Here is a 12,988-nt window from a genome sequence, read left to right on the forward strand (position 1 = left end):
GCGCCGGCAGCGCGGATTGATGCAGGGAACGCGCTCAGACACGGCTACCCCCCCCCCACGTCTGCGAATTGTCGGGCAGGCCGAATAGGCTGTCGCCGGCCTCCTTCAGCGCGAACTCACCGCTTGCGCGGATCGCCACCACGACGGCGTCGGGGACGTCCTGGAACGGTTCGTCGAACCACCACTGCCGGCGGCCGTCGACGATCTGCTGGTGGAGACGCTCGCCGGCGCGGAGGCGGGTGAGGACGGCGTCGGTCATGAGGCCCTCCGAATGGCGTTGCCGCTGGTGACCATGGTGAAACCATCGGCGAAGGTGACGCGGATCGAGTTGAAGCGCTTGATGCCGGGCTCACCGAACACAACCAGTGGGGGGCCAAGGCCGCAGAGAGCGACGCCAGAGCGCGCCGTCACCTTGCACCGCTGGCCTTTGCGGCCATGGCGATCCCATCGATAGAAGTAAGTCATGGCCGCACCGCCCGAGCGAGGTGACCGGCGTAGACGCTGACGGCCTTCCAGTATGCCGCCATCGGCGCCTTGTGCCGGCGCCAGCTTTCCTCCGCCCGCCCGCGCGCGTCGATCGACAACTCGCGGAGGAGGTCAGCGAGAACTGTCCGCTCCTCGGGCGCACGCCGACAAAGGCGCTGCATCGCTGGCAGCGCCAGGAGTGGGTTGCGAACCTCGGGAGAGGATGAGCGATCAGCCACGCCCGGACTCCCATGCCCCGATGCAGACCGGCGCTACGGCGCGCGCGAGATCTCGCATCGCCTCGGCGTAGACGCGGATCTCAAACTGGGCGTGGGGGTCCAGCCGTAGATCGAGGAAGCCGAGGAGGTTCCGAAGGTCGATCTTCGCAAACATGTGGCTGTAGGTGTTGACCGGCAGTACCGATCGAGCCAGCTCGCGCGGCCAGCCTTTGTCGAGCAGTTCGCGGTATAGCGCGAAGGCCTGCTCGCAGTGCTGGCGCAACATGGAGGCCTCGACGCGGCGATCGACAAGAGCCTTGCCGTCGGTCTCATCGATGTCGCGGGCCTGCTTGCTCGAGGTAGACTGGACGCCGATCTGGGCGGGGTCCGGCACATAGAAGACCTCCGGCAACTCCCGGTACCGCGCCGATAGCTCATTGAACGACCATGTGCGGTGGCGGTGCCATTGCCGGAAGACGAAAATCGGCGCCTTGACTTCGAACTGGAATTCGACGGCCTCGAACGGCGAGGTGTGCTTGTTTTTCCAGAGGTAGCGGATCAGCCTGGCGTCGCTGCCTTCATCGTCGCCGGCGCGCCATGCGGCATCATAGCTGACGCGCGCCGCGCGGGTGACGGAGAGGTCGCCGCCCATGTGGTCGACAAGGCGAACGAAGCCGTGATCGAGGACGTCGATCTTATCCACTGCTTTTCTCCAGGTTGGAAATTTCTCGATCGAGGTACCAGCGCGCCTTTTTCAGGTCCTGGACGACGGCGTCCTTCTTGCCGGCGCGCGAGATGTATTTGACGGTGTTGCCGAGGCAGAAGCCGAGACCCCAAGCCTCAATGACCTTGATCGCCTCATAGGGATTGTCGGCGCCACCGTAATGTGCAGGATGGTTGACGGCTTCTGCCTGCGATTTGTTCGACATAGCGGTTTCACTTTTCGGCTAAAATGGAATTTCGTCGTCAAGTTCTCGGCTTGACTGGCGGCTGCTTCCACCCTGCCCTCCGCCGAACCCACCGCCGCCACCGAAGTCGCTCGATCGACCGCCACCACCGCTCGATCGATTGTTGCTGGTGCCGCGATCGTCACCGCGATCGCCGTCCCCTTGCCCGCGCGATTCCAGCATCTGGAGTTCACCCCGGAACTTCTGCAGGATGATCTCGGTGGTGTAGCGGTCCGCTCCGGACTGATCCTGCCACTTGCGGGTCTGTAGCTGGCCCTCGACGTAGACCTTCATCCCTTTCTTGAGGTATTGCTCGGCGACCTTGGCGATGTTTTCGTTGAAGATGACGACGTTGTGCCACTCCGTCTTCTCCTTGCGCTCGCCGGAATTCTTGTCGCGCCAGGACTCCGAGGTGGCGATGCGGATGTTGACGACCGGGTCGCCGGAGTTCAGCCTGCGGATCTCTGGGTCGGCTCCCAGGTTGCCGATGAGTTGGACCTTATTGAGCGAGCCGGCCATCAGATATCTCCCATGATTGCAGATGAAATTCGATAGAAGCCGCGCTCCGGCTCGTCGATGAGGCCGTTGCTGCGAGCGCGCGAAAGGTAAGTGCCGAATGTCCCGCCACCAGGTGCGAGGCCCAATTGGAAGGCGAGGTCTGCACGGCCGGTCTGATCCGGATAGCGGTTCCTCAGCGCGTCCAGCATCGGCCCAATGCCGGCGACTTTGCTCTTCCACATCGCCAGCCGTTCTTCCGGAGTGCGCGGCATGGCCGGGATGTCGCCGCCGAGGGCATCAACGCCGTCTTCTGTTGCGAACCACAAATCGCCGCGCTGTTCCACGGCGCCCTTGGTCCGGAGCCTGCTCTTATAGGTCGACCAGGTGCCGCCGGTGCGCTTGAACCCGGCAAGGCTCGCCCATTGCGCTTCGGTGTAGCCGGCCGGATAGGCGGCGGCGAGCAGTGCCAGCGGCTTCCGTTCGGCTCCGAGTTCGATCGATCCGGAAGCCAGTTGACCTGAAACCGGCTTTTCGGGAATCTGGTTTACCGGGCGCGGTCTCGTTGCCGGTTGAACAATCACAGGCATCGCCTGCGGTGTGGCTTCCTGCAGCGAAAGGAAGCTGCGCGCCGGCGTCTCCTGGATGTGCTTCAGCGCGGCGGAGACATACTCAGCGGCGCGCTGGCTAGCCAAGATCATGCCCTCCTTCGTGCCATCCATCTTGCCGCGCTCGTAACCGCGCGCATCTGCCTGCTCGATCGCCTTCGGATCGACCCCCGCCTTCGGTGCCACCGCAAGCTTCGCCTGCAGCGCAGCGATCTCGCGCCGTAGCCTGGCCGGATCGTTGGCGAGGACCTCCTGCCGGATGGTATCCAGCCTGTCGCCCATCGATTTCACGTCGATAGGATCGAGCGCCTGCTGTTGCGCCGACGGCTTACCGCTGTCGAACGTCGCCGCCAGCGGAAATTTCACCTTTTCGAGCAGATCGATCTCAGGTGACCACACCCAGGCCGAACCAGTCGCCAGTGACGGCAACGAGGCGGTGACCTCCTTCCCCTTGCCGGGGTCCGCCCATTCGCCGATCCAGTCCTCGATCGCTTTGCGGTCCTGCGGTGCGATGAGGCGCATCGCCACAAGCGTTTCGACCTGGGTGAGACTGTCCTTGTGCAGCTTCGCCGGCCGCTGGCTGATCAGGATGATACGCAGCCCTATGCCGCGGCCCAGGCTCACCAGGTTGTTGGCGGCGCCGACCATGGCCCCGGATTGCGGGTCGTTGACGCGGCCCTGAGGCGCGAACAGATGCGCCTCATCGATGATCAGATGCAACGTACCGCTGTTCGTCCGCAACAATGCTTCGGCAAACGCGGTGAAGAACCGTGTTCGTGCACCGACGGTCATCAACCTGGTGTCGATGATCGCGGAGCTCGACGCCGTCGCGATGGCTTCGCCTACCGCGGCGCCGTGCTCGCCGGCGATCGGGATGTCGGCGTGGTTGCCGCCGAAGATCACCGGTTCGAATCTCGACTTCTTGGCGCCATCCGGCCGCAGGCGGATGCCCCACCAGGTTCCGGTTGGATCGATCACGCATACCCGGCCGCCCTCGAACATGATCCGTTCGGCAATCGTCTTCGCGGCATTCGATTTGCCGGAGCCTGTCTTGCCGAGGATGCCGATATGCCGCTCGAGGGCGGCGGCAGGGATGCTCATGGTGGGTCCTTTCAGATCGAAACCAGTTCGAAGCGATTGCCCGCCTTGTCGGTGACGATGGGCCCCTTGCCCTTCTTGCCGGCTTCGATGACGGGGACGCCGGTGATCTTGACGGCCTCACCCTTGGGGCTGAAGCCGTCGATCGTAATGGCGTTGCTGGCCCGCTTCGCGCGCCAGTCCAGGACCTTCTTTGCAGCTGCCATTTCAATGCTCCTCATGCTCGCCGCCGGCGGGATGCCGGTCGGGATTTCAGGTTGCAGGCATTGCGTTGTGCTCGACGCCGTCGAGACAGCGTCCGGCCTGCTTTTTGCCGACACGCAGCATGTATTCGCCGGTGTAGACGTTGCCGACGAGTGTCGCCCCGCAGGCGTTGTTCAGTTCGGTGGGGGTGCATGGTCGGAACGCGCCCCACTGCTTGAACAGGTAAGCGATGTCGTTTATCGCGCAAAAATCGCGAGTGACCCGATGCCAATTTGAGCATGACGGCCGGGCGCTACGGCCGTCGTTGTCGCTCTCGCCGCCGGATACGATCCAGTCGAGAAACTCCCAGCCGCCCCAGTGTATGACGCCGAGGGTCGGCTCGTAGCTGGCCCAGGTCTTCCAACCCGCCCCTGAGAGCTGTCGCATGCTGTTGCGGCGCTCGTCGGCGTGAGCCTGATCCTCGACTGAGGTTCCAAGCCAGATGTTCGGCGATGGCAGTGTCATCGCTTTGATGCTTGTCAACGGTCGGGGCAAGGCTTTGGCGAAGCGCCTGACGGTTTCGTGGTGCGGCTCGTTCTCGACACGCTGGAGATAGTCCAGCATGCGATCCGGCCGCTTGGTCAGCAGCTGGAAGACGTGCTGCGGCGCCTGTGTCATCACGGCGAAAACGCGGTCAATCCATTCATCCGGCACCGCCTCATAGAACAGGTCCGCATGCGCGCAGACGAAGATCATGCGCGGCTTGGTCCAATGTAGCGGCTGGGTCAGCCATGCTTCGTTTAAGCGGACTTCGCCAGTCCAGACCGGGCCATTCTTGCTGTCGACAGTGAGGCCTTTGCGGCTCGGGTGATGCTTCAGGCGGGTGCCGGCGAGCTTCATCGCGTAGCAGAACTTGCAGCCCGGCGACTTGACCTGACAGCCGGTGATCGGGTTCCAGGTCGCGTCGGTCCATTCGATCTTGGTGCCGTCAGCCATTGGCGACGCCCTCCGGCTTGCGGCGCAGCTGGAAGCCCATGCCGGCTTCGCCTCGGATCGGTGCGCCGGCGGCGCGCAGCTCTTTGATGTACCGGTGGATCGTCCGCTCGCAGACGTTTAGGCGAGCAGCCAGCTTAGGCGCTGTGGTGACCTCATGGTCGCTGAGAGCGGCGAGGACTTCCTGTCTATTTGCTGCACGCTGGTAGGCCATCAGGTCCTGCTCCATTGAGTAAAGGCGACCAAGGCGGCGCCAAGGGCGGCCGCGATGGTGTCGCCGGTGAACCTGGCGTTCTGCCAGTCGGTCCACTCACCGTTGCAGACCACGGCATTGTTGGGTTGTCCGTTGAAATCGGCGTTGTCGCAAAGGATCTCTACCGAGCTGCCTTCTCCGACGCGCAGCTGCTCGACGATGTGCCAGTTGCGGGCATCCTGCAGATAGCGATTGTTCGCCTCGAGGAGCTCGGTGATGCGGCTGTTGTGCCTTGCGATCCTGGCGTCGAGATCGTTGAGAAGATCGACGGCGGCCTGCGGCGCGAAGACGACGCGGTTGATGGTCCAATCGCCGGCCATCAGGAACGTCCAATCTGGCTGCGCCATGCGTCAGGATCTTCCTCGACGACCGTGGCGGCCGCCGGCTTCGGGGCAGCGGCGGTGCGCGCAAGCGAGGCGCGCGCGGCGGTCTTGATGCCCTCGGCAAGCTTCGATCTCCCGATCCATTGCAGATACGATGCCGGGATCTCGTCGAAGAGCTTGCCGGCGTGCTCGCCGAACGGCATCCGGATCGGCTGAAATGACGGCTTCGATACCTTCACCATTTGCTCGATCGTCATGACATCAAGCAGCTTGATCAGGATACGGGCGGTCACCGCAGAATCGTAGCCGGCGCGATGGGCGTCGCCGCCAACCGTGATGCCGAGCTGCTGCCGGATCGTCTCGTTCTTGTAGTTCGGAAAGCCGCGCCAAGCCTGCCGGCTGCACTGCAGCGTGCAGAGCCAGGGGAGATCGTGGCCACGCAGGAATTTGCTGTCGAAATCGACGTTATGAGCGGCGAGCATGTCAGGACCACGCGCGATAAAAGCGCGGGCTTCGTCCGGGGTTACCCCCCCCTGGACCATCGCGTCGGTGATGCCATGTATCTTGGTGACCGCTTCCGGGATGGGGCGGCCCGGGTTGACGAACTTCGATTGCCCGTCGGCTTCGATGTCCCATCCGCTCGGGAAGTATCGAATATCTGTCCAGCCAATTTCGACGATCTCGGCGTCCGGAGGAAAACCGGTTGTTTCACAGTCTGCGACCCTGATGAAGGTGAGTGGCTCAACCACGCGTGCCTCCGACCTGGTTGGCGAGATCAGCGCGCGCCGCGACATCCATCAGTACGCGCAGCAGGGCGGTTTGCTCTCGCTTGGCACCGGGGTCCTTCAGAGTTTCCGCCAGCGCGCCGTTGATCAAGGCGAGCTTCTTCAGCGCGAGCACCTCGGCTGGCGTGATCTCGATGGCGGCCATCAGCCGAGCCTCTTCTCGACCGCCTTTATGGCGTCACCAACGGTCACCCAAGTCTCGGCTTCCAAATCGTCGATCTCGATCCCGAACTCGCCTTCGAGGTCCATGACTATTTCGACGCCATCGAGACTGTCGGCGCCGAGGTCCTCCATGATGCTGGCGTTCTCGATCACCTTCTCGATCTCGACGCTGAGGTGCTTGGCGATGATCGTCTTTACGCGGTCGGCGGTGGTCATTGGTCAGTTCTCCAGTTTGGTGTCAGGCAGGCATTGCGCCATTCTTCATCGCCGTCTGGTCTGGCGGCGGTGGTGGTGGCTCCCGGATCGGCTCCGGTGCGACGACCTGGGCGGCGAAACCGATCACGGCGGTCGCCAGCGCGCGCAGCGAATGGCTGTCGGTGACCGCATGCGGGTCGCCCTCAATGACGGCGCGCGCGATCTCCGTCGCGCCGGCGAAGCTCAGCGGCGCCACGATGGCGCGGCCGGAGGCATCGACGAGCATGACGTCGCCGGCGTTGAAGGATGCATCAACCGGCCCGGCCTTGCTCGGCACCTTCATCTTGCCTGGCTTGGTGACCGAGACGACCTTGCGGCCGTTGGCGAAGACGGCGACATCGGCGGCGTGGATCTCAACGGTCATGCCATGGGCTCCGCCGCTGGCACCGCGCGAGGGACGAGGCGGCCGATCCTCCTCAGCGGCGCCTCATCGGCTTGCCCACCGATCAGAATGCCGCTGGCGGCCTCGAACGCGGTGATCGCGATTCGGGTCTGCCGGAGCCGCTCGGTCATCTCGTCGATATCCCGCAACAGCGCGACCTCATCGGCGCGAAACCGGTCCAGCATATTGGCGACCGATGTCGAGCTGCGCTCGATCAGCGATCCACTTTCGGGAACGATCTCGTCGACGTTGAGATCGATTGACGGCGAAGACTTGATCGACCGGAAAAAGATCATCTCACTCCTCCTCTTGCGAACCGGGTTCCGGCTGATCCTGGTCTTCCTCGTCGGCGAAGCCCGCCAGCCAGGCGTCGCGCTCCACTTCCCTGCCCTCGGTTTTGAAATCCGGCGGCACCGCCTTCTTGGACATGCCGTTCCGGTAGGCGGCGCGGCCCATGCGGGTCGCCTTTGCGATGGGATCGCCGTCGTCCGGCTTGGCTTGGGAGGGCTTGGGGTTGCCGGACGACGGCTGGTTTCCGGTAGCCGCTGCCTTGGGCGAGGCCTGCTTGCCGGACTGCTCGGCGCCGGCGGGGGTGGTGCCGGCATCCGATTTCGGGGCCGCCTTGTCGGCAGTGGATTTCTTGTTCTTGCCTTCTTCGATGACCTCGCCGGTCTCGTTGTCGACGATATCCTTCTCGTCGCTGAAGTCGGCTAGCTGATCGAGCCGGCCGGCGAGCGACTTCGGTTTCGCGGCCGCGGCTTCTTCCTGGGCGCCCTTCAGGTTGTAGAGATCGTCGTCGCGCCTGATGAGGTCGTCGAGGTCGCTCGACATCGGCAACACCTTGGAATGACGGCGCGCCACGGTCTTCTTCGCCATTTCTGGATAGAAGACCGGATCCTTCCATGGCCCGTTCTGGGCGCGCGACTTAGACCTGATCTTCTCGACGTCCTCGACCGACATGACGTCCCGGGACTTCTCGCCGGTCTTCAGTGTCGCCACGGAATAAACCGCGATCAGGGCGCCGCGGTTAGCCAGGGTCGGTTTGTGGCGGATGAACGGATTGTCGCCGAGCTCGTATTCGAAGGCGTCATTCTCGAAGACGGCGTGAACATCCCAGGTCGCTATCTCGCCGGAGTTTCGCGCCTTCTTGCGGATACCGCCAACCATCGGCATCCATGTGACCTCGCCCTTGTAGGGCACCATCGCGCCTTCGCGACCATCAGGAAGAAGGCCATCCTGGGCCGCCTTCATCGCGGCGTTAAACAGCGAGCGGCGGGAGCACTTGAGCAGATCGCCGTTGTTCTGGATCGCCGTCATCACCACTCGGGCGAAGCGCTCCACCGGGATATGTGCCGGCAGTGCGGCCTGGAACTGCGTCGCCATGTCGTCGATCTGGTTGCGAACAACCATGATCTCGCTGGTGCCTTTGGTGGATTGGTCGTTCATGAGCATGTCTCCGGTGCTGTCGAGCGCGGTCCATCCGCGTCGACCCAAGTTTTTCGATTGACCACTGCGAAGATGACCGGCTGGGTCACGCCATATTCACGGGCGAGCGCAGTCTGCTCGCCGTATCGGCCGGTGTAGCGGGCGCGGATATCGGCGACGGCCTCCGCCGTCAGCTTAGAGCCGGGATGCCGATCTCCGCGAGTACGAGTTCCATGGGCATCCATGTCGGCGCTGTTCTCGGTCGGCGTCTTCCACTCGATGTTGTCAGACCGATTGTTCGTCTTGACGCCGTCGCCATGCGCCGCCTCATGCTCAGGGGTCGGCGGATCGCCGCGGAAGGCGAAGGCGACGAGCCGTTGAACCCAGTGCTTGACGCTCTCGCCGTTGATGCGAAGCGTCACGCGCAAGTAACCGTTCGATTCCAGCCAGGGCTGAAGTTCCCGGCCAGGGAACGTGCTGGTGCCCGTCGTGCGCCGCCGCACACTGCCGAGGCTGGAAACCTCGTAGTGTTGGGCGAAAGGTATGGGGCGCCATTCAACATTCATCGCAAAGTCCTGTTGGCCGCCGGCGATCAGCCGCGGAATGAGGTCTTCTGGTCGTGGAAGATTTCGACGCCAGGCAGCGGCGCCGTGTTCTTGTTGGCGCGGACATAGGCGCGGACGAATTTGTCGATGTCGTCGATCGACATGTACGGCCGCAGCTTCTCCAGCGGGATCTTGCCGGGCTCGGTGATGCGGTGCGTCCATGTTACCCGCGACGACACGGTGCCGACCTCGGTGCGCGTCGGCCCGCTGCCCGCGGTGATCGCCTCGTTGACGAGGACCTGGGCGCGATGCTCGGCGTCAGCGGCTTCGCGCATCAGGACGTCGCCAAGCACGCTGTGGCTTGATGACGCCGCCTCATCGAGCTTGCGCTTCGCCTCTTCCTGGGCGCGCTGCGCCTCGGCGGCTGCAGCGATGCGGGCGTCCTCGCGCTTCTTGATGTCGTACTTTCCGACGATGGTCTCGAACGCGCTCTGGATCGTCTCCGGCCGTACCGTAACGGTATCGAAGAATCGGTTTGTTTCCGTGACTTCATCGCGCAGCGGCTTTGTCGTCGCCAGCTTGGTTTCGCCGAGCCGCTTCGCAAGCTTCCGCGCCTCGATGCCAAGCGAAACAAAGGTGTCGCGCTCGTTGTCGTTGGCGATCGCGCCGTCGGTTAGCGCATTCTTGGCGGCTGTGGCGCGCTTCGCGAGATCCTCGACTTCATCGAGTTCCGGCTTGAAGCGGTCACGCAGGATGTCGGCGGTCGTCGCAAGGTTGTGGCCGGGCCCAACAACGGATGGGGCGTCAGAAACTTGCTGCATCGAGGTCTCTCCGTGGTTTGATGCGCAGCACGCGCGATTGTGATCCCGACCGGTGCGTCGTTCTGGCCGAGACCTCCCAGTTGGCGGTCAGGCCGATCTCGGCGTTGCCGAGGGCGCGGATGATGATTGGTCGAAGGATGTCGGCTCGTTTCGTCGCCGCGCCGGCGGCTTCCTTACAGGCGCGGTAGTCGGCCACAGTCGCGTCAACGAAGTCGTCGCCAGTGAGATCCCGCCTCCCCGGCATGCTGTCGCGGTAGACGTCCATGACGACTTCGCCATCACGCTGCCAATCCGGCTCGGGCTCTTCGCCGCTCGCCACCATGGTCCAGAAGTCGCCGACCTTCGCGATCAGTCGGTTCCAGAGGCGAAGGTGGATCGGGATATCGACGATGTGCAGCTGGAAGGTGCCGCGCCAGGTGATCACCACCAGCGCGACGCATGCCCATGCGCAGCCCGTAAGCTGCGCCTCGGTGATCGCCTGGACGGCGATCCAGGTTGGTGGCACCACCTCGCCGGTGTCCGGGTCGAGCCAAAATTCCTTGAAGGCGTCTTCGGAGGCCGTCTTGATCTGGCAGTTGCCGGTGCCTGCGCGATCAGGCCTGTCGACGAAGGCGTCGGGGGTGGCGCCGATGCGGCGGGCGGGATCGCGATAATAGGCGCGGTCGTTCTCGTAGATGACGGTCCATTCCGGGAATCGCTTGCGGATCAATGCGACGACGACCGGCTCCATCAGGTTGCCGCGCTCCATCGCTTCGGTTTCCTCGTCGTCGGGTGAAAGACGGCCGGTCTTCTCCATGAAGAGCGCGTAGGGCGTCGTGTAGGGATGCGCGCCGATGACAGCCGCCGCGACTGAGGCGGTGACGTCTTGCTGGCGCGCGGCGAGCCAGGCTTGCCGGTCGGCTGGTCTGATGATCTGGATCGTCATGCTGCCCTCCCCGACCCGCGCTTGTTGCGCTGGCGCCATTCGCCATCTGGGACGGCGCGGCAGAGATAGGACCGGATGCTGGACTTCGGCACTTGACGACCGAGCACGACGAAGATCGCGTCGACGTCCGGATTGTCGCGGTATGCCGCCAGCACGCGCTGGCGCTGCGTCATGATGCGGGCGAGGCCAAGCTTGGCAACATTGGCGTCGTCGAGGATGGCCGGCAGCCCGGCGCCATGCAGCATGTCGCGGACTTCCCTGTCGGTGAAGCAGCTGAACGGGCTGTCCATTACGCCCACCCCTCAAGGTATTTCTCGATCGCGCCGTAGACCTGGGTGCGCTCTTCGGTCTGACAGCCCTCGACTTCCATCGCCATCTTGGCGGCGTCGAGCAACTGCTCTACAACTTCGGTGGCGAATGGACCCGTCATCACGCCGTCGCCTTCGCGAGCGAACCGCAGAAGTTCGGCGCAGGCCTCGGTAGCCTGAGAGGCGGCGGCGATCGCCAGATCGCGATTCTTCGCCTCTGTCTCGTTTTCGGGAGGGAGGTCGATCATAAAACACGCCCCTCCAACCATTCGATTGCAAGCCAGATGCCGAAGAAGAGGCAGGCCCCGCTGGCGGATGCGGCCACAAAGCCGTTGGTCGGCCATATAATTTCAAATGCTTTCCACGCATTGACCGCCCAGCCTGCGAAGCACACCCAGGCCACGATTTTGTTCGTCATCTCCGTGTCCTCCGGATATGGCAGCAGCCAAGCCGCTTCCAGAACGCGATGTAGTCGTCGGCATCGACTGGTCGCGCGAATTCACGGCGGAACATCGGCTCCGGCGGCATGGTCAGAGCCAGGATTGTGACGACGATCACGGCTTCGGCTCCGATGCTGCGAGCCAAAACTGGAATACGACGGTGACCTCATCGGATCTGAAGTTCCCGACCGTCTTGGTCAGCACTCTCTTGTTTGTGCTGTCGTCGCAGGCGACGCCGATCCTGTCGAAAGCCTCACGATCGGCCATGCCGACGTAGACAAGGCTCTTGTCGGGAACGCCGATGAAATCGCCGGTCATAGCTGTTCACCTTTCGCAACCCGCTGGGCCATTTCGAGTGCCGACAGGTTCGTACCCTTTGAAGCTGCTCCATAGATGATCTTGGCCTCGCGATAGCCGAGCGCGATCTCGAAGGCCCTGACGACCTGCTCGACCTGCTGCGGTTTCCGCATGCCTTCGCGCTTCGCCCAGTTGATCGTCTGGAACGCGGTGTCGGCGAGATCGGCAAGCTGGGCGTCGGTCAGCCTTTCCATGGAAGCACCATCGCGAGGCAGACGATGATCAGCACGGCAGCGATCAACGCGATCCACTTCACCGCTGGGGGTGGCATGGGCGCGGCGTCGTCTTCGGCGAAGTCGGCCATCGTGAGCTTGACGCCCTGGATGGAAAGCTCGTCGTCGAGCGCGTAATCGAGCGGCGGTGCCACAATCGTGATGCGGCCGGCGCGCCGATCCATCTCCTCGACGAACCGCGCCGACGAAATGACGCCAGCATCGGCCCAGGCGCGCAGCATGTTCTCTGGGGTATCCTTGATGTCGGTCATCAGAACGATTCTTCCAGCCGCGAGATCTGCGCCTTGAGGTCATCGACGCGCCGTTGAGCGGCGCCCATCTCGATCTGCCGGCGCTGCCCGTTGTCGATCATGTCGGCGCAGACGAGGTCGCGTTCAGCGCGGCTCAGCGCGCTGCGGAGGTCATCGAGCGATGGCGCGATTGGTGGGGCTGGGAGTTCCGACATCAGAGCCCCCAAGCCGCGAAAGTGACGACGACGACCAGGATGGCAATCACCAGGACGGCGCTCAGGGCAGTGTTGAGGCGGGCGTGGCTGCGGCGGATATCAGCTCGCAACTGGTCGATGTCGGGATCGTGAAAAGGCCTCGAAGGCATTGGTTCTCTCCTACTGCCTTCAACGATAAGTGGGTTTAATCCCACTCGTCAAGGGGAAAAATAGGATAGTTCCTACTTTTGTGGAGACCGGGCGGATCTCGCGCGCGCAGCGTCAAGTCCTGATTCGTAAGGCGCCGACACAGTGATTGCGCCAAGCAATCACACAGAATCGC

Annotated in this window: 28 protein-coding genes; all 28 read right to left on the reverse strand. The window is 63.5% G+C overall.

What is annotated here, in order from left to right:
- Positions 1-34: 34 nt before the first annotated feature.
- Complete coding sequence (locus tag H0241_RS15775; protein ID WP_181058589.1) at positions 35-259, reverse strand: hypothetical protein; 225 nt, start codon at positions 257-259, stop codon at positions 35-37.
- Positions 256-465, reverse strand: coding sequence for a hypothetical protein (locus H0241_RS15780; RefSeq protein ID WP_181058590.1), 210 nt, complete (start codon positions 463-465; stop codon positions 256-258). Before H0241_RS15780 ends, H0241_RS15775 begins: the two co-directional genes overlap by 4 nt.
- Before the next feature lie 231 nt (positions 466-696).
- Positions 697-1,386 carry an FAD-dependent thymidylate synthase gene (thyX, locus tag H0241_RS15785; RefSeq protein WP_328824701.1) on the reverse strand — a complete coding sequence of 230 codons (690 nt, stop codon included), beginning with the start codon at positions 1,384-1,386 and terminating at the stop codon, positions 697-699.
- Positions 1,379-1,612, reverse strand: a complete 234-nt coding sequence (locus H0241_RS15790) for a DUF3310 domain-containing protein (RefSeq protein ID WP_181058591.1) — start codon at positions 1,610-1,612, stop codon at positions 1,379-1,381. The genes thyX and H0241_RS15790 overlap by 8 nt, the downstream gene beginning before the upstream one ends.
- A gap of 18 nt (positions 1,613-1,630) precedes the next feature.
- Positions 1,631-2,149, reverse strand: coding sequence for a single-stranded DNA-binding protein (gene ssb, locus H0241_RS15795; RefSeq protein ID WP_181058592.1), 519 nt, complete (start codon positions 2,147-2,149; stop codon positions 1,631-1,633).
- The gene (locus H0241_RS15800) at positions 2,149-3,834 is read right to left on the reverse strand and encodes an ATP-binding protein (RefSeq protein ID WP_181058593.1); all 1,686 of its coding nucleotides are present in this window, start codon (positions 3,832-3,834) and stop codon (positions 2,149-2,151) included. The genes ssb and H0241_RS15800 overlap by 1 nt, the downstream gene beginning before the upstream one ends.
- An 11-nt stretch (positions 3,835-3,845) precedes the next feature.
- Positions 3,846-4,037 carry a hypothetical protein gene (locus tag H0241_RS15805; RefSeq protein ID WP_181058594.1) on the reverse strand — a complete coding sequence of 64 codons (192 nt, stop codon included), beginning with the start codon at positions 4,035-4,037 and terminating at the stop codon, positions 3,846-3,848.
- Between the two features lie 46 nt (positions 4,038-4,083).
- On the reverse strand, positions 4,084-5,010 hold the full coding sequence (locus H0241_RS15810) for a phage Gp37/Gp68 family protein (protein WP_181058595.1): 927 nt from the start codon (positions 5,008-5,010) through the stop codon (positions 4,084-4,086).
- Positions 5,003-5,221, reverse strand: coding sequence for an HTH domain-containing protein (locus H0241_RS15815; protein WP_181058596.1), 219 nt, complete (start codon positions 5,219-5,221; stop codon positions 5,003-5,005). The genes H0241_RS15810 and H0241_RS15815 overlap by 8 nt, the downstream gene beginning before the upstream one ends.
- Positions 5,221-5,607, reverse strand: coding sequence for a hypothetical protein (locus tag H0241_RS15820; RefSeq protein ID WP_181058597.1), 387 nt, complete (start codon positions 5,605-5,607; stop codon positions 5,221-5,223). Before H0241_RS15820 ends, H0241_RS15815 begins: the two co-directional genes overlap by 1 nt.
- Entirely contained in the window at positions 5,580-6,377 is a 798-nt protein-coding gene (locus H0241_RS15825) for a 3'-5' exonuclease (RefSeq protein WP_181058598.1), read from the reverse strand. Before H0241_RS15825 ends, H0241_RS15820 begins: the two co-directional genes overlap by 28 nt.
- Entirely contained in the window at positions 6,325-6,513 is a 189-nt protein-coding gene (locus H0241_RS15830) for a hypothetical protein (RefSeq protein ID WP_181058599.1), read from the reverse strand. The genes H0241_RS15825 and H0241_RS15830 overlap by 53 nt, the downstream gene beginning before the upstream one ends.
- Complete coding sequence (locus tag H0241_RS15835; RefSeq protein WP_181058600.1) at positions 6,513-6,746, reverse strand: acyl carrier protein; 234 nt, start codon at positions 6,744-6,746, stop codon at positions 6,513-6,515. The genes H0241_RS15830 and H0241_RS15835 overlap by 1 nt, the downstream gene beginning before the upstream one ends.
- A gap of 22 nt (positions 6,747-6,768) precedes the next feature.
- Entirely contained in the window at positions 6,769-7,149 is a 381-nt protein-coding gene (locus H0241_RS15840; RefSeq protein ID WP_181058601.1) for a hypothetical protein, read from the reverse strand.
- Positions 7,146-7,463 carry a hypothetical protein gene (locus tag H0241_RS15845; protein WP_181058602.1) on the reverse strand — a complete coding sequence of 106 codons (318 nt, stop codon included), beginning with the start codon at positions 7,461-7,463 and terminating at the stop codon, positions 7,146-7,148. The genes H0241_RS15840 and H0241_RS15845 overlap by 4 nt, the downstream gene beginning before the upstream one ends.
- A 1-nt stretch (position 7,464) precedes the next feature.
- Entirely contained in the window at positions 7,465-8,613 is a 1,149-nt protein-coding gene (locus tag H0241_RS15850; RefSeq protein ID WP_235984302.1) for a recombinase RecT, read from the reverse strand.
- Positions 8,610-9,158 carry an NUMOD4 domain-containing protein gene (locus H0241_RS15855; protein ID WP_181058604.1) on the reverse strand — a complete coding sequence of 183 codons (549 nt, stop codon included), beginning with the start codon at positions 9,156-9,158 and terminating at the stop codon, positions 8,610-8,612. The genes H0241_RS15850 and H0241_RS15855 overlap by 4 nt, the downstream gene beginning before the upstream one ends.
- 26 nt (positions 9,159-9,184) lie before the next feature.
- Positions 9,185-9,958, reverse strand: coding sequence for a hypothetical protein (locus tag H0241_RS15860; protein ID WP_181058605.1), 774 nt, complete (start codon positions 9,956-9,958; stop codon positions 9,185-9,187).
- Positions 9,942-10,883, reverse strand: coding sequence for a YqaJ viral recombinase family nuclease (locus H0241_RS15865; RefSeq protein ID WP_181058606.1), 942 nt, complete (start codon positions 10,881-10,883; stop codon positions 9,942-9,944). The genes H0241_RS15860 and H0241_RS15865 overlap by 17 nt, the downstream gene beginning before the upstream one ends.
- The gene (locus H0241_RS15870; RefSeq protein WP_181058607.1) at positions 10,880-11,173 is read right to left on the reverse strand and encodes a hypothetical protein; all 294 of its coding nucleotides are present in this window, start codon (positions 11,171-11,173) and stop codon (positions 10,880-10,882) included. Before H0241_RS15870 ends, H0241_RS15865 begins: the two co-directional genes overlap by 4 nt.
- Positions 11,173-11,439 carry a hypothetical protein gene (locus tag H0241_RS15875; protein WP_181058608.1) on the reverse strand — a complete coding sequence of 89 codons (267 nt, stop codon included), beginning with the start codon at positions 11,437-11,439 and terminating at the stop codon, positions 11,173-11,175. Before H0241_RS15875 ends, H0241_RS15870 begins: the two co-directional genes overlap by 1 nt.
- Positions 11,436-11,609 carry a hypothetical protein gene (locus tag H0241_RS15880; RefSeq protein WP_181058609.1) on the reverse strand — a complete coding sequence of 58 codons (174 nt, stop codon included), beginning with the start codon at positions 11,607-11,609 and terminating at the stop codon, positions 11,436-11,438. Before H0241_RS15880 ends, H0241_RS15875 begins: the two co-directional genes overlap by 4 nt.
- Positions 11,606-11,749: a hypothetical protein gene (locus H0241_RS15885; RefSeq protein ID WP_181058610.1), complete on the reverse strand. Its 144-nt coding sequence runs from the start codon at positions 11,747-11,749 to the stop codon at positions 11,606-11,608. The genes H0241_RS15880 and H0241_RS15885 overlap by 4 nt, the downstream gene beginning before the upstream one ends.
- Entirely contained in the window at positions 11,746-11,949 is a 204-nt protein-coding gene (locus tag H0241_RS15890) for a hypothetical protein (RefSeq protein ID WP_181058611.1), read from the reverse strand. Before H0241_RS15890 ends, H0241_RS15885 begins: the two co-directional genes overlap by 4 nt.
- On the reverse strand, positions 11,946-12,182 hold the full coding sequence (locus tag H0241_RS15895; protein ID WP_181058612.1) for a hypothetical protein: 237 nt from the start codon (positions 12,180-12,182) through the stop codon (positions 11,946-11,948). The genes H0241_RS15890 and H0241_RS15895 overlap by 4 nt, the downstream gene beginning before the upstream one ends.
- The gene (locus H0241_RS15900) at positions 12,170-12,472 is read right to left on the reverse strand and encodes a hypothetical protein (protein WP_181058613.1); all 303 of its coding nucleotides are present in this window, start codon (positions 12,470-12,472) and stop codon (positions 12,170-12,172) included. The genes H0241_RS15895 and H0241_RS15900 overlap by 13 nt, the downstream gene beginning before the upstream one ends.
- Positions 12,472-12,666 carry a hypothetical protein gene (locus H0241_RS15905; protein WP_181058614.1) on the reverse strand — a complete coding sequence of 65 codons (195 nt, stop codon included), beginning with the start codon at positions 12,664-12,666 and terminating at the stop codon, positions 12,472-12,474. Before H0241_RS15905 ends, H0241_RS15900 begins: the two co-directional genes overlap by 1 nt.
- Positions 12,666-12,815 carry a hypothetical protein gene (locus H0241_RS15910; RefSeq protein ID WP_181058615.1) on the reverse strand — a complete coding sequence of 50 codons (150 nt, stop codon included), beginning with the start codon at positions 12,813-12,815 and terminating at the stop codon, positions 12,666-12,668. The genes H0241_RS15905 and H0241_RS15910 overlap by 1 nt, the downstream gene beginning before the upstream one ends.
- Positions 12,816-12,988 lie beyond the last annotated feature (173 nt).

Origin of the sequence: Mesorhizobium neociceri, from assembly GCF_013520985.1 — a bacterium.
Lineage (GTDB): Bacteria > Pseudomonadota > Alphaproteobacteria > Rhizobiales > Rhizobiaceae > Mesorhizobium > Mesorhizobium neociceri.

Bases quoted from the DNA above. Each gene is read 5' to 3' on its own strand.
- H0241_RS15890 (WP_181058611.1), bottom strand. From the start codon at position 11,949: ATGACCGGCGATTTCATCGGCGTTCCCGACAAGAGCCTTGTCTACGTC.
- H0241_RS15850 (WP_235984302.1), bottom strand. From the start codon at position 8,613: ATGAACGACCAATCCACCAAAGGCACCAGCGAGATCATGGTTGTTCGC.
- H0241_RS15775 (WP_181058589.1), bottom strand. From the start codon at position 259: ATGACCGACGCCGTCCTCACCCGCCTCCGCGCCGGCGAGCGTCTCCAC.
- H0241_RS15835 (WP_181058600.1), bottom strand. From the start codon at position 6,746: ATGACCACCGCCGACCGCGTAAAGACGATCATCGCCAAGCACCTCAGC.
- H0241_RS15810 (WP_181058595.1), bottom strand. From the start codon at position 5,010: ATGGCTGACGGCACCAAGATCGAATGGACCGACGCGACCTGGAACCCG.
- H0241_RS15825 (WP_181058598.1), bottom strand. From the start codon at position 6,377: ATGTCGCGGCGCGCGCTGATCTCGCCAACCAGGTCGGAGGCACGCGTG.
- H0241_RS15900 (WP_181058613.1), bottom strand. From the start codon at position 12,472: ATGACCGACATCAAGGATACCCCAGAGAACATGCTGCGCGCCTGGGCC.
- H0241_RS15815 (WP_181058596.1), bottom strand. From the start codon at position 5,221: ATGGCCTACCAGCGTGCAGCAAATAGACAGGAAGTCCTCGCCGCTCTC.
- H0241_RS15905 (WP_181058614.1), bottom strand. From the start codon at position 12,666: ATGTCGGAACTCCCAGCCCCACCAATCGCGCCATCGCTCGATGACCTC.
- H0241_RS15880 (WP_181058609.1), bottom strand. From the start codon at position 11,609: ATGACGAACAAAATCGTGGCCTGGGTGTGCTTCGCAGGCTGGGCGGTC.
- H0241_RS15895 (WP_181058612.1), bottom strand. From the start codon at position 12,182: ATGGAAAGGCTGACCGACGCCCAGCTTGCCGATCTCGCCGACACCGCG.
- H0241_RS15790 (WP_181058591.1), bottom strand. From the start codon at position 1,612: ATGTCGAACAAATCGCAGGCAGAAGCCGTCAACCATCCTGCACATTAC.
- H0241_RS15845 (WP_181058602.1), bottom strand. From the start codon at position 7,463: ATGATCTTTTTCCGGTCGATCAAGTCTTCGCCGTCAATCGATCTCAAC.
- ssb (WP_181058592.1), bottom strand. From the start codon at position 2,149: ATGGCCGGCTCGCTCAATAAGGTCCAACTCATCGGCAACCTGGGAGCC.
- H0241_RS15870 (WP_181058607.1), bottom strand. From the start codon at position 11,173: ATGGACAGCCCGTTCAGCTGCTTCACCGACAGGGAAGTCCGCGACATG.
- H0241_RS15820 (WP_181058597.1), bottom strand. From the start codon at position 5,607: ATGGCGCAGCCAGATTGGACGTTCCTGATGGCCGGCGATTGGACCATC.
- H0241_RS15865 (WP_181058606.1), bottom strand. From the start codon at position 10,883: ATGACGATCCAGATCATCAGACCAGCCGACCGGCAAGCCTGGCTCGCC.
- H0241_RS15840 (WP_181058601.1), bottom strand. From the start codon at position 7,149: ATGACCGTTGAGATCCACGCCGCCGATGTCGCCGTCTTCGCCAACGGC.
- H0241_RS15800 (WP_181058593.1), bottom strand. From the start codon at position 3,834: ATGAGCATCCCTGCCGCCGCCCTCGAGCGGCATATCGGCATCCTCGGC.
- H0241_RS15910 (WP_181058615.1), bottom strand. From the start codon at position 12,815: ATGCCTTCGAGGCCTTTTCACGATCCCGACATCGACCAGTTGCGAGCT.
- H0241_RS15830 (WP_181058599.1), bottom strand. From the start codon at position 6,513: ATGGCCGCCATCGAGATCACGCCAGCCGAGGTGCTCGCGCTGAAGAAG.
- H0241_RS15780 (WP_181058590.1), bottom strand. From the start codon at position 465: ATGACTTACTTCTATCGATGGGATCGCCATGGCCGCAAAGGCCAGCGG.
- H0241_RS15875 (WP_181058608.1), bottom strand. From the start codon at position 11,439: ATGATCGACCTCCCTCCCGAAAACGAGACAGAGGCGAAGAATCGCGAT.
- H0241_RS15855 (WP_181058604.1), bottom strand. From the start codon at position 9,158: ATGAATGTTGAATGGCGCCCCATACCTTTCGCCCAACACTACGAGGTT.
- H0241_RS15860 (WP_181058605.1), bottom strand. From the start codon at position 9,958: ATGCAGCAAGTTTCTGACGCCCCATCCGTTGTTGGGCCCGGCCACAAC.
- H0241_RS15805 (WP_181058594.1), bottom strand. From the start codon at position 4,037: ATGGCAGCTGCAAAGAAGGTCCTGGACTGGCGCGCGAAGCGGGCCAGC.